The following is a 12,149-nucleotide window of genomic DNA, read 5'->3' on the forward strand; positions in this document are numbered from 1 at the left end:
ACGTGAAGCCTTCCGGCGCCCGCCGCAAGGGTGGGTTTTGCCCGGCGCCGCTTTTTCAGGCGCCGGGTGGCGCCTTTGGCACAAGCGGCCGTCGGGCCGTGTGCAGCGCCGTCACCATGTTCCGCTCGACCCGCCCCCCAAACTCACGCGCGGCGATCTCGGCCAGGGCGTCCAGCAGGCGTTCGCGATCGGCAGGTTCGTGCTGGGCGACGTCCGAAAACGTGCCGTAGAGAGCGCGAACGGCAGGCGGATCGAGGACCAGGGTCCAGTGGCGAGCCTCGAAACCGATCTCCTCGAAGCCCGCCGCCTCGAGCTCGGCGCGCCGCCGATCTGCATCCAGCGCGAACGGCGGCCCGCCGGGAGCCCCCGCCGAAGGGCTGGTCTCGCCTCCCAGAAGGCTCACCGTCGCCTCGTGAAAGGGATCCGCCCGCGCCGCGTCCCCGAACACGTTCCAGACCATCGCCCACCAGCCGCCGGGCTTCAGCAGGCGCAGCGCTTTCGCTTGGCCCCTGGCCGGCTCGACCCAATGGAACGACGTCGCCGCGACGCCGAGGTCAAAGGCGCCTGACGGCAGGTCCGCGTCCTCGAAGGCATTGAGTAAGACCTGCAGTTCGCTCGAAGCGATCCGTTCGCGCAAGTGGCCGGCCATCCGCGGATCCGGCTCGATCGCCAGCAACGGACGTGCTCCCAAGGCCAGTAGCCGCTCGCTGGCGGTCCCCGTCCCAGCGCCGACCTCGAACACCGCCGCGCCCGCGCGCAGGCCGCAGCGACCGCACAGCGTCTCGTAGACCCAGTCAGGATAGGCCGGCCGGACGGCGTGGTAGCTGGCCGGGTCGCCGCCGAACGCGGAACGGCCCGCCGACCTCGCCATGCCGCCCATGCGGTCAGATCGCCGCGCGCAGCGCCGCTTCCAGGCGTTCTTCCTTGAGCTTCTCGGCCACCAGGAAGGCCAACTCCAGCGCCTGCTCGCCGTTGAGGCGCGGGTCGCAGTGCGTGTGGTAGCGGTCGGCCAGATCGCCTTCAGAGAGCGCCCGCGCGCCGCCCAGGCACTCGGTGACGTTCTGGCCGGTCATCTCCAGGTGGACGCCGCCCGGGTGCACGCCTTCGGCCTCGGCGATCTGCACGAAGCTCTTCACCTCCGACAGGATGCGATCGAAGGGCCGCGTCTTGTAGCCGTTGGCGGCGGTCAGGGTGTTGCCGTGCATCGGATCGATGGCCCAGACCACCGAGCGGCCGGACTTCTTGGTCGCCTGCAGGAGGCGCGGCAGGCGCTCGGCGATCTTGTCGTGACCGAAGCGGCCGTAGAGCGTCAGGCGGCCCGGCTCGTTCTTCGGGTTCAGCACGTCGATGAGCCGCAGCAGGTCGTCGGGCTCCATGGTCGGGCCGCACTTGACGCCGATCGGGTTCTTGATGCCGCGGAAGTACTCGATGTGCGCGCCGTCGAGCTGGCGGGTGCGCTCGCCGATCCAGACCAGGTGCGCCGAGGTGTCGTACCACTCGCCGGAGGTGGAATCGACGCGGGTCATCGCTTCCTCGAAGCCCAGCAGCAGGGCCTCGTGGCTGGTGAAGAACTCGACGCGGTGCAGGTCGGGCTGGCTTTCCGGGGTCACGCCGATGGCGGCCATGAAGGTCAGCGCCTCGCTGATCTTCTCCGACAGCTCACGGTACTTCGCGCCCTGCGGACTGTCGGCGACGAAGCCGAGCGTCCAGCGGTGGATGTTGTAGAGGTCGGCATAACCCCCGCCGGCGAAGGCGCGCAGCAGGTTCAGCGTCGCCGCCGACTGGCCGTAGGCCTGCAGCAGGCGCTGCGGATCGGGACGACGGGAAGCCTCGTCGAACTCCATGCCGTTGATGATGTCGCCGCGATAGGACGGCAGCTCGACGCCGTCGATCGTCTCGACGGGAGAGGAGCGCGGCTTGGCGAACTGGCCGGCCATGCGGCCCACCTTCACCACCGGCTTGCCGCCGGCGAAGGTCAGCACCACCGCCATCTGCAGGATCAGGCGGAAGGTGTCGCGAATGTTGTCGGCGTGGAATTCCTTGAAGCTCTCGGCGCAGTCGCCGCCCTGCAGCAGGAAGGCGCGGCCCTCGGCGACGTCGCCCAGCAGGCTCTTGAGGCGGCGGGCCTCGCCGGCGAACACCAGCGGCGGCATGCCGCGCAGCACCTGTTCCACCTTCGCCACCTCGGCCAGATCCGGATAGTCGGTCGGCACGTGCTTGGCGGGCTTGTTCCTCCAGGAGGCAGGCGTCCAATGTTCGGTCATGGCTCAACTCCGCGCCCGCACGACGAACGGGCGAAGGCTTCTAAACCCAGAATGATTACGCAGTCGATGACGTAGGAAGGCGTTGGGGGCCCTGCTAGGCGTTTTCGCCCCGGCCCTGTCGCTGAACCGCCATGCATCCGGCCGCCGCCAGACCGCCCACCGCCAGCCACCATTCCTGCCAGACGCCGAATGAGACAGCCGAGAAGGTCAGGTAGGCGACCGCTGTACCGACCGCGACGCCGCGGCCGACATCGCGCCGGACCTGGCTCTGACTGGCGATGGCCACGAACCAGAACACCGCGGCCGCCATCGCCCCGATCAGGCCGAGCTCGAGCCAGACCTGCAGAGGGCCGTTGTGCGGATGCAGGGTGATGCCGGGTCCGAACATGCGGCTGGCGTCGATGCCCCAGCCGCGCAGCGGATGGTCGCCGATCCAGTCGGCCGCGTGACGCCAATAGCCCATGCGCATCGACCACGAGAGCGGCACCTCGCGCTCGAGCGCCTGGAACCAGCCGAGCTGGCGCGTGCCCCAAACCACCGCCGGCGCGGCCAGGAACAGAACCGCCGCCAGGCCGCCGATCATCCGCGGCGCCCAGACCGGCCAGCGCCAGACCGCCCAGACCGCCAGGGCGCTGAAGACCAGGGCGATGACCGGGGCGTCGGCGTCCAACCCGAAACTGGCCCCCAAGATTCCGGCCGCCATCAACACGCCCGGCCAGACGCCCGCGCCCGTGCGCCAGCCGGCCAACGCCGCGGCCGGGGTCAGCACGGCGAGCACGAAGCCGCCCTGGGCGACGTTCTTGACCGCCAGGTCGGGCCGGATCGGATCGTTCATCACATTGCGCAGCGCCTGATAGACGCCGGCGCCGGTCAGGGCCTCGATCGCCAGCAGCGCGCCGAGCAGCGCCATACCCCAGGCGAAGATCCGCAGCGCCAAGCTGCGGCTGTCGGCGGTCATCGACCCGGCCGCCCGGAACAGCGCCCAGTAGAGCACGCCCTGCAGGATCAGCTTCATCGCCGTCACCTGCCCGGCCTTGGATGGCTGGAACGGGCTCCAGACCATCGAGACCAGGGCCCAGGTCGCCAGCACCAGGATGGCCAGGGCGGCCGGCCGGTCGCGCTCGTAGCCGCGCAGTGCGCCGAGGCTCAGCAGTCCGGTCAGGCCGACGATCGGCGCGAAGGCCAGCGGCCCGACCCAGCCGGCGACCGGCGCCAGCACAAAGGCGAAGGCCAGCACCCAGCCGTACCAGGAGGTCTCCCGGACCGGAGCGCCGACCTGCGCCGCCGTCACGCCGCCGCGCCCTGGGGCACGTACTTGTCGCGCATCGTCACCAGCTCTTCGGCCAGGGTCGGGTGTACTGCGCAGGTCGAGTCCCACTGCGGCTTGGTCACGCCCATCTTCAGCGCGATGGCGGCCATCTGGATGATCTCCGGCGAATCCGGCCCCACGACGTGGCAGCCGAGGATCTTCTCGGTGCCCGCCTCCACCACCAGCTTGATCATGCAACGCTCGTCGCCCCCGTAGAAGGTCGTCTTCATCGGCCTGAAGCGGGACAGGTAGATGTCGACCTTGCCATGAAGATGGCGGGCGTCGGCCTCCGACAGGCCCACCGAGCCGACCGGCGGCTGCGAGAAGACGGCCGAGGCGACCATGTCGTGATCGAAGCTGGTCGGGTTGCCGTAGAACTCGGTCTGGGCGAAGGCCGCGCCTTCGCGGATCGCCACCGGGGTCAGGTTGATCCGGTCAGTGACGTCGCCGACCGCCCAGATATTCTCGACGTTGGTCTTCGAGAACTTGTCGACGGCGATGGCCCCGGCCTCGTTCAGCGCGACGCCGGCGGTCGCCAGGCCGAGCCCTTCGACGTACGGCTTGCGGCCGGTGGCGAACATCACGACGTCGGTCTCGATGTCGCCGCAGCCGTCCATGTGGCTGACAAGGCCGCTGGCGGTCTTCTCGATGCTCTGGTGCTGGCAGCCGAGCATGATCTTCACGCCGCGCTTCTTCATCTCCTCGGTGACGTGCGAACGAATGTCGTCGTCGAAGCCGCGCAGGATGTTCGGGCCGCGGTAGACCAGGGTCGTGTCGACGCCCAGCCCCGCGAAGATGCCGGCGAACTCCACGGCGATATAGCCGCCGCCGGCGACCATGATCCGCTTGGGCAACTCGGGCAGATGGAAGGCCTCTTCCGAGGTGATGATGTGCTCGGTGCCGGCGAACTCTGTCGGCGTCCAGGGGCGTCCGCCGGTGGCGATCAGGATCTTCTCGGCGGTGACCTCGCCCTTGCCGACCAGCTCGACGGTGTGGGCGTCCTTCAGCCGGGCCTTGGCGTGAACGATCTCGACGCCGGCGTTGCTGAGGTTGGTGACGTAGATCCCCGACAGGCGGGCGATCTCGCGGTCCTTGGCCTCAAGGAAGCGCTTCCAGTCGAACTGCGCCTCGCCGACGCTCCAGCCATAGCCCTCGGCGACCTGCGCCTGGTTGGCGAACTCCGAGGCGTAGACCATGAACTTCTTGGGCACGCAGCCGCGGATCACGCAGGTGCCGCCGACGCGGTGCTCTTCGGCCATGCCGACCTTGGCGCCCGACAGCGCCGCCAGCCGTCCGGCCCGCACGCCGCCCGAGCCGGCCCCGATCACGAAGAGGTCGTAGTCGTACTTCGCCACAGATGACTCCTTACGGCTCGAGGGTGACGACGCCGTCCGGCGTGCCCACCAGGGCCATGTCCGCGAGGTCCAGGAAGAGGCCGTGATCGACCACGCCGGTCACGCTTTTCAGCGCGTCGGCCAGCTGGGCGGGGTCCTCGATACGCCCGCAAGCTGCGTCATAGATGAGGTTGCCGCCGTCGGTTTTCACCGGGGCGCCGTCCTTGAGCCGCAGGCGCGGCGCAATCCCCAGGTCGCACTCGGCCAGCGCGTCGCAGATCCGCAGCGCCGTGGTCTCGTGTCCGAAGGCCACGACCTCGATCGGCAGCGGAAACTTGCCCAGCTTGGCGACGCGCTTTTCGGCGTCGGCGATGACCACGCAACGCCTTGAGGCTTCCCAGACCAGCTTCTCGCGCAGCAGGGCCGCGCCACCGCCCTTGATCAGCGACAGGGCCGGGCCGATCTCATCCGCGCCGTCGACGGTCAGGTCGATGGACTTCACCTGGCCGAGTTCGCCCAGGCGGATCCCCAGGCTTTGCGCCAGTTCGGCGGTCGCCAGCGAGGTCGGCACCCCGACGATGTCCAGCTCGCGGGTCGCCAACGCCTTCACGAACCAGGCGGCGGTCGAGCCGGTGCCCAGGCCGACGGTCATGCCGTTTTCGACAAGGGCGGCGGCTGCCTCGCCGGCGGCGCGCTTCTGGTCGTCTGCAGTGCTCATGGCGGTGACATAGGCCAAGCGCGGGCGGGCCGCGACGTTATTTCTTCGCCCTCTTGGCCTGCTTCGCGGCGCGGAAGCGCGCGGCCCAGCCGGGCTTCTCGACCTGGGCGCTGCGCTCCAGGGCCAGGGCGTCCGGCGCCACGTCGCGGGTGATGACCGAGCCCGAGCCGGTATAGGCCCCGGCCCCGATGGTCACCGGCGCGACCAGGGCCGAGTTCGACCCCACGAAGGCCCCCTCGCCCACATGGGTCTCGAACTTGTCGAAGCCGTCGTAGTTGCAGAAGATCGTGCCCGCCCCGAGGTTGGCCTTGGCCCCCACCGTGCCGTCGCCGAGATAGGACAGGTGATTGGCCTTGGCGCCCGGTCCGACCTTGACCTTCTTGACCTCGACGAAGTTCCCGATGTGCGCCTCCTCGCCGATCTCGGCGCCGGGGCGCAGGCGGGCATAGGGGCCGATCAGGGCGCCGGCTTTCACCACTGCTCCCTCCAGATGGCTGAAGGCGCGGATCACCGCGCCGGTCTCGACGCTGACTCCGGGCGCGAAGACCACGAACTGCTCGATCAGGGCCGCCGCCGCGATCTGGGTGTCCCAGCTGAAATGGACGGTCTCAGGCGCCAGCATCTGCACGCCGTCGGCCAGGAAGTGGGCGCGCCGGCGCTGCTGGAAGACCGCTTCGGCCTGCGACAGCTGCATCGCGGTGTCGGCGCCCATGACCGCGCTCTCCGGCGCGATCGAGGCCTTGACCAGGCCGCCCTCGGAGACCGCGATCTTCACGGTGTCGGTCAGGTAGTACTCGCCCTTGGCGTTGTCGTTGGTGACCTGCGCGAGCCAGCCGAACATGCGGCCGCGGTCGGCGACCATCATGCCGGCGTTGCAGACCTTGACGGCCAGCTCCTCCGGCTTGGCTTCCTTGGCCTCCACGATCCGCAGCACATGGCCGTCGGCGCCGCGCAGCACGCGGCCGTAGAGCAGCGGGTCGACGGGCTCGAACGCCATCATCGCCATGTCGACGCCCGCCGCGCGCAGGTCGAACAGCGGCTCGAGATGATGGGCCTCCAGCAGCGGGCAGTCGCCGTTGAGGATCAACACGTCGCCGTCGAAGTCGGCCAACGCCTCGCGCGCGGCCAGCGCGGCGTGGGCGGTGCCCAGCGGCGGGTCCTGCACCGCCACCGCGGCCGGCCCCAGGCGCGCCTCGACCAGGGCGCGGACGCCGGGGCTGTGGTTGCCGACCACCACGACGATCCGCTCGCAGCCGCTAGCCTGCACGGTGTCGATCACCCGGTCGAGGATGGTGCGCCCGCCGACCTTGTGCAGCACCTTCGGCGTCGGCGACTTCATGCGCGTGCCCTGGCCGGCGGCCATAATCACAGCGGCGCGTCTGGTCATGGGTCGGTCCTTACGAGTCGGCGGATGTTGCAATCATGCGGCGTTTAGCCGAAACGGCGAGCGGTTTCGACGGAGCGTTTCCTTGACCGATCTCAGCGCGCTGGACGGCGCGACCATCGCCTTCGACCTCGACGGAACCCTGGTGGATTCCGCGCCCGACCTGATCGGGACGCTCAACGTCATCCTGCAGCAGGAAGGGATAGCCCCCCTGCCGCTGGACGAGGCCCGGCCGTTCATCGGCCATGGCGCCCGCCGGCTGATCGAGCGCGGGTTCGCGGCCCAGGGCCGACCACTGTCCGCCGACCACATGCCCGCGCTCTTCGAGCGCTTCCTGGCTCACTACAACGAGCACAGCGCCGACCTGACCCGCCCCTATCCCGGCGTCGTCGAGTGCCTGACCCAGATGAAGTCGGCAGGCGCGAAGCTAGCGGTGTGCACCAACAAGCTGACCGGGCTGTCGACGCCGATTCTCGAAAAGCTCGACCTCGCCCGATTCTTCGACGCCGTGGTCGGGGCCGATTCCGCTCCGGCGCCGAAACCGGACCCCCGTCACTTGATTTTCGCCGTCGAGGCGGCGGGCGGGCGGATCGAGCGGTCCGTGATGGTCGGCGACGCCTCCACCGACGCCGGCGCCGCCCGCGCCGCCAAGGCTCCGCTGATCCTCGTCAGCTTCGGCTACACCGAGATTCCGGCGGCCGAACTGGCCCCCGACATCCTGGTCGATCACTTCGATCAGATGGCAAATGCGTGTGTTCGGCTTCTGACCGCTTGCCCGGCGCAAAGCTAGCGGCTATAGGCGCACCCTTCCTGCGGCGGATGCGTAGCTCAGCGGGAGAGCACCTCGTTCACACCGAGGGGGTCACAGGTTCAATCCCTGTCGCATCCACCATTCCTTCCCTTATTCCGCAAAGCCTTTGGCGACCGCTCGGACGGGTCGCCGCAGGCTCGCATGACGTGGGCTCCATACCTCAGGTCGTTTGCAGCCTTGCCTAAGGTGTGAACCCGATGCGGGCGGCCGATGGGAGGCCTACCGCTGCCGTCATGAAGATCGACGTGCCGCTGATTTCGAGCCTCAAGGGCTATCGCATCGGATGGCTGCAGTCCGACGTCATGTCCGGCCTCGCCATCGCCGCCGTCGGACTGCCGAGCGCCATCGCCTACCCGGCCCTCGCGGGGTTGCCGCCGGAAGTCGGACTTTACTCGAGCATCCTGGCCGTCGTGGGCTACGCGTTCTTCGGCTCGTCGCGACAGCTCATCGTCGGTCCTGACGCTGGGACGGTCATGATGCTGACAGCGGTGCTGGTCTCCCTCGGCGTCACAGCCACGGGGGATCGGGTCGTCGTCGCCTCGGCCATCGCGATCTTGGTCGGCGTGCTGTGCTTCGTGGCCAGTCTTCTGCGCCTCGGCTTCATCGCCAACTTCCTTTCGCGCCCGCTTCTGGCGGGGTTCATGACCGGAATCTCGCTCTCGATCCTCGTGGGCCAGCTGGGGCGATTCACCGGCGTGAAGATCGAGAGCGACGGTCTCCTGAGGCCGCTATGGGAAATCGCGACGAAGGCCGAGCTCATCCATTGGCCCTCTCTGCTGCTGGGCGGCGCGCTGTTCGTGCTGCTCCGGGTTATGGGCGCGATCGCCCCAGCGATCCCGGGGCCGCTCGTCGCGGTCGGGTTGGCCACCGCGCTCTCGGCGATGTTCGATTTCAAGGGGCTGGGCATCGCCGTGGTGGGGAAGATCCCGCCAGGCTTTCCGATGCCCGTCGCGCCGATCCCGCACGGTGTTTCCATCGTCGACCTGTTTCTCGGCGCGGTCGCCGTACTCATCGTGAGCTTTGGCGCAGGCATCGTCACCGCCCGCAGCTTCGGCGCGAAGAACCGGTATCCGGTCGACGCCAACCGCGAACTTGTCGGCTTCGGGGCGGCCAACGTCGCCTCCGGGTTCTTCGGAGGCTTCGCGGTGACGGCGTCCGACTCGCGGACAGCGGTCAACGACATGATGGCCGGCAAGACGCAGGTGGCCGGCCTGGTGTCGGCCGCCGCCCTCGCCCTCTCAGTGCTCTTTCTCGCAGACGCCATCGCCCTCCTCCCCGCGCCGGCGCTCGGCGCTATCCTGGCGTCCGCGGCCGTCAGCCTCATCGATCTGCAGACCCTGCGGGAGCTCTGGCGCATCAGCCGCATCGAATTCGCCTTCGCGATGATCAGCATCGCCGGCGTGGTGGTGTTGGGGGTGCTCAACGGCGTGATCGTCGCCATCGCCGCCACCCTGCTCTACGTGATCATGAAGGGCCTCCAGCCCCGGGACGCCTTGCTGGGCCGGATCCCCGGCCGCGAGGGCTTCTACAAGCTGCACCGCTACGAGGACTCCCAGCCGATCCCCGGGCTCTGCGTCTTCCTGCTGCAGGGCAGTCTGCTGTTCTTCAACGTCGACTATGTGAAAGCTAGGATCCGGCAGGTGATCGAAGACCTGCCGCCCGACACCGTGTGGTTCATCTTCGACGGCGCGTCGACGCCGCAGATCGACAGCACCGCCGTCCTGATGCTCGACGACGTCCGGATGTTCGCCGAGGCGCACGGCCTGAAGTTCGCGATGGTCGAACTGCACCAGGAACCGCTCGAAACGCTGACGCGGGCGGGCATCGTCAGCAAGATCGGCGGCGACATGGTCTTTGACGATCTGGAGGACGCCGTGGAGGCCTTTTCGACGCGGCAAGCAGAGACGGTCGCCTGAGCGTCAGTACCGCTCCTCGATCCAGCGGCGGTGCTTCATCGTTTCCTTGTCGTCGTAGGCGTGTTTGTCCGAACGCTCGGGCAGCTTCACCTTCTCGCGCGGCACCGGCTTGTAGTCGATGCGCGACAGCAGATCGGCGATGCAGTTGAGCCGTGCGCGCTTCTTGTCGTCGGACCGAACGATGTACCAAGGCGACAGGTCGGTGTCGGACGCATCGAGCATGTCGTCCCGCGCCCGCGAATAGTCGTACCACCGCTCGCGCGAAGGCAGATCGATGGGCGACAGCTTCCACTGGCGCAGCGGATCGTCGATCCGGGCGGCGAAGCGGCGCTTCTGCTCGGCGTTGCCGACCTCCAACCAGTACTTCAGGAGGATGATGCCCTCCTTGACGACCAGCTCTTCCATCTTCGGAACCAGCTGCAGGAACCGCTTACATTCCTTGCGGCTGCAGAACTCCATGACCCGCTCGACGCCGGCCCGATTGTACCAGCTGCGATCGAAGATGATCACCTCGCCGGCCGCCGGAAACCACTTCAGGTATCGCTGCAGATAGAGCTGACTCTTCTCGCGATCGGAGGGGGCGGAAAGCGCGACCACCTGGAACACGCGCGGGCTCACGCGCTCGGTCAGGGCGCGGATCAACCCGCCCTTGCCGGCTGCGTCGCGCCCCTCGAACACGATGATCACCCGTTGTCCGGTGCTCTTGATCCATTCCTGCAGAATGCAGAGCTCGACCTGGAGTTTTTCCAGCTCGGCAAGGTACTCCTTGCCCTTCATCTTGCCCTGAGCAGAGGCCTCGGCCTCCTGGGACTGCGCGCTTCGGTCGGACATGATCTCTTGTCCTGATGGCTTGGCGCCGTTGAGCCTCGGCCCGCGCCGAAGCCTGCGCCATCGGTGATTTCCCGCCCACTTCGGCGAAAGGCGCCTGAAGCACGCCGAACGCCCGTCGCGGTCCGGGACGGACTACGGCGTCTGTCGCTTCCACTCGTCGTCGGTGAGCCGCCAGCCTCCGCCCAACGCCTTGTAGAGATTGACCGAAGCGATCAGCTGTTCGCCCTGCGTCTGCGCCAGTTCGCCCTCGGCGGGGTAGAGCTGCTGCTGAGCCTCGAGCACCTCGAAGTAGCTGGCGCGGCCGCCGTCGTAGCGGGTCAGGGCCAGGTCGTTCGCCTGTCGCAGGCTGACGATCTGCGCTTCCAGCGCCTGGCGGCGGGCCGCCAGGCGCTGCTGCGCGACCAGAGCGTCAGACGTCTCGGAGAACGCGACCAGCACCGTCTTGCGATACTGGGCCACCGTCTCGTCCCAATAAGCCTTGCGGCCTTCATAAACGGACTTTAGCCGACCGCCGTTGAAGATCGGACCGGCGACGCCCAACGCTGCGCCCCATAGGCCGAACGAGCTGTTGTCGCCGCCGATGCGGAACCCCTCGCCGCCCAGCAGCGCCGACAGTCCCACCCGCGGGAAGTAGTTGGCGACGGCGACGCCGATCTCCGCATTGGCAGCGACCATTTCCTGCTCGGCCGCGCGGATGTCGGGCCGGCGTTGCAGGATGTCGCTGGTCGATCCCAGCGGCGTGGGCGGAAGCGCCTGGGCCATCAGCCCACCCCGCTCGATGGCCCGCGGATAGCTGCCGAGCAGGATGCACAGCGCGTTCTCCTGCTGCTGGATCTGCCGTTCCAGGTCGGCGCTACGCGCGAGGCTGGCGTTGTAGACAGCCTGGGCGCGCTGGACCGGCAGGTTGCTGTCGCGTCCCGCCTCGTAGCGCAGATTGAACAGGTCGAAGGTGCCGCGATAGGTGGTCGAGCTCTCCTTCGCGACGGCCAGTTCGCGGTCCAGCTGAAGGAGGCGGAAGTAGCCGATGGCGACGTCGGTCACGAGCGACAGCATCACGCCGCGGCGGACCTCTTCCTCGGCGAAGACTTTGGCGTTGGTCGCTTCGGTAGCCCGGCGTATCCGGCCCCAGAGGTCCAGTTCCCACGACGCCTCCAGGGCGGCGCCGAGCGTGCCGATGTCCACGTCGTCGGCGGAATTCAGCCCCTGGACCACCGTTCGCTCGCCATTCAATCCGACGCGGTAGTCGACCTGCGGCAGCGCCTGGGAGCGGACCACGCCGAGGTTGGCGCGGGCCTGCTCGATACGCGCGGCGGCGATCTGGACGTCGTAGTTGTTGTTGACCGCCTCGGCGATCAGCTTCTGCAGCGCCGGATCCTGGAAGGCGCTCCACCAGGGCAGGTCGGCATACGACGTCGCCTCGGCCGGGGTCAGCTGCGCCCGAAACTCGGCCGGCGTCTGCACCTGCGGCCGCAGGTAATCGGGGCCCATCGTGCAACTGGCCAGCAGGCCCGCCGCAGCGGCCGCCAACAGGCTGGTCGAGGCCGTCGTCCTCCACGCATTAGTCTTCATCACCGCCGCACCT

At 68.5% G+C, this 12,149-nt stretch carries 10 protein-coding genes and 1 tRNA gene; 3 read left to right on the plus strand and 8 right to left on the minus strand.

Annotated features, from left to right (window positions below):
• Nucleotides 1-55 precede the first annotated feature (55 nt).
• The 6 genes from ACSQ2H_RS13100 to glmU form a co-directional block, all read right to left on the minus strand.
• On the minus strand, nucleotides 56-880 hold the full coding sequence (locus tag ACSQ2H_RS13100) for a class I SAM-dependent methyltransferase (RefSeq protein ID WP_436061827.1): 825 nt from the start codon (nucleotides 878-880) through the stop codon (nucleotides 56-58).
• 4 nt (nucleotides 881-884) lie between these two features.
• Entirely contained in the window at nucleotides 885-2,264 is a 1,380-nt protein-coding gene (locus tag ACSQ2H_RS13105; RefSeq protein WP_436061828.1) for a class II 3-deoxy-7-phosphoheptulonate synthase, read from the minus strand.
• A 94-nt stretch (nucleotides 2,265-2,358) separates the two neighbouring features.
• Nucleotides 2,359-3,555, minus strand: a complete 1,197-nt coding sequence (locus ACSQ2H_RS13110) for an O-antigen ligase family protein (protein ID WP_436061829.1) — start codon at nucleotides 3,553-3,555, stop codon at nucleotides 2,359-2,361.
• On the minus strand, nucleotides 3,552-4,928 hold the full coding sequence (gene gor / locus ACSQ2H_RS13115; protein ID WP_436061830.1) for a glutathione-disulfide reductase: 1,377 nt from the start codon (nucleotides 4,926-4,928) through the stop codon (nucleotides 3,552-3,554). The genes ACSQ2H_RS13110 and gor overlap by 4 nt, the downstream gene beginning before the upstream one ends.
• A gap of 10 nt (nucleotides 4,929-4,938) precedes the next feature.
• Complete coding sequence (gene rpiA / locus ACSQ2H_RS13120; protein WP_436061831.1) at nucleotides 4,939-5,625, minus strand: ribose-5-phosphate isomerase RpiA; 687 nt, start codon at nucleotides 5,623-5,625, stop codon at nucleotides 4,939-4,941.
• Nucleotides 5,626-5,662: 37 nt separating this feature from the next.
• Nucleotides 5,663-7,012, minus strand: a complete 1,350-nt coding sequence (gene glmU / locus ACSQ2H_RS13125; RefSeq protein ID WP_436061832.1) for a bifunctional UDP-N-acetylglucosamine diphosphorylase/glucosamine-1-phosphate N-acetyltransferase GlmU — start codon at nucleotides 7,010-7,012, stop codon at nucleotides 5,663-5,665.
• Between the two features lie 82 nt (nucleotides 7,013-7,094).
• Here glmU and gph point away from each other — a divergent pair, with 82 nt between their 5' ends.
• The 3 genes from gph (at nucleotide 7,095) to ACSQ2H_RS13140 (ending at nucleotide 9,736) form a co-directional block, all read left to right on the plus strand.
• Nucleotides 7,095-7,799, plus strand: coding sequence for a phosphoglycolate phosphatase (gene gph, locus ACSQ2H_RS13130; protein WP_436061833.1), 705 nt, complete (start codon nucleotides 7,095-7,097; stop codon nucleotides 7,797-7,799).
• Between the two features lie 27 nt (nucleotides 7,800-7,826).
• Nucleotides 7,827-7,901, plus strand: a tRNA-Val gene (locus tag ACSQ2H_RS13135).
• Nucleotides 7,902-8,053: 152 nt separating this feature from the next.
• Nucleotides 8,054-9,736, plus strand: a complete 1,683-nt coding sequence (locus ACSQ2H_RS13140) for a SulP family inorganic anion transporter (RefSeq protein ID WP_436061834.1) — start codon at nucleotides 8,054-8,056, stop codon at nucleotides 9,734-9,736.
• Nucleotides 9,737-9,739: 3 nt separating this feature from the next.
• On the opposite strand, the gene ppk2 is transcribed toward ACSQ2H_RS13140, so the two are convergent.
• Nucleotides 9,740-10,567 (minus strand): polyphosphate kinase 2, encoded by an 828-nt coding sequence (gene ppk2 / locus ACSQ2H_RS13145; RefSeq protein ID WP_436061835.1) that lies wholly within the window; start codon nucleotides 10,565-10,567, stop codon nucleotides 9,740-9,742.
• A 132-nt stretch (nucleotides 10,568-10,699) separates the two neighbouring features.
• Nucleotides 10,700-12,136, minus strand: coding sequence for an efflux transporter outer membrane subunit (locus ACSQ2H_RS13150; RefSeq protein WP_436061836.1), 1,437 nt, complete (start codon nucleotides 12,134-12,136; stop codon nucleotides 10,700-10,702).
• Nucleotides 12,137-12,149: the final 13 nt, after the last annotated feature.

The organism is Phenylobacterium sp. LjRoot97, assembly GCF_964254345.1.
Lineage (GTDB): Bacteria > Pseudomonadota > Alphaproteobacteria > Caulobacterales > Caulobacteraceae > Phenylobacterium.

Bases quoted from the DNA above. Each gene is read 5' to 3' on its own strand.
- rpiA (WP_436061831.1), bottom strand. From the start codon at position 5,625: ATGAGCACTGCAGACGACCAGAAGCGCGCCGCCGGCGAGGCAGCCGCC.
- ppk2 (WP_436061835.1), bottom strand. From the start codon at position 10,567: ATGTCCGACCGAAGCGCGCAGTCCCAGGAGGCCGAGGCCTCTGCTCAG.
- ACSQ2H_RS13105 (WP_436061828.1), bottom strand. From the start codon at position 2,264: ATGACCGAACATTGGACGCCTGCCTCCTGGAGGAACAAGCCCGCCAAG.
- glmU (WP_436061832.1), bottom strand. From the start codon at position 7,012: ATGACCAGACGCGCCGCTGTGATTATGGCCGCCGGCCAGGGCACGCGC.
- ACSQ2H_RS13140 (WP_436061834.1), top strand. From the start codon at position 8,054: ATGAAGATCGACGTGCCGCTGATTTCGAGCCTCAAGGGCTATCGCATC.
- ACSQ2H_RS13150 (WP_436061836.1), bottom strand. From the start codon at position 12,136: ATGAAGACTAATGCGTGGAGGACGACGGCCTCGACCAGCCTGTTGGCG.
- ACSQ2H_RS13100 (WP_436061827.1), bottom strand. From the start codon at position 880: ATGGGCGGCATGGCGAGGTCGGCGGGCCGTTCCGCGTTCGGCGGCGAC.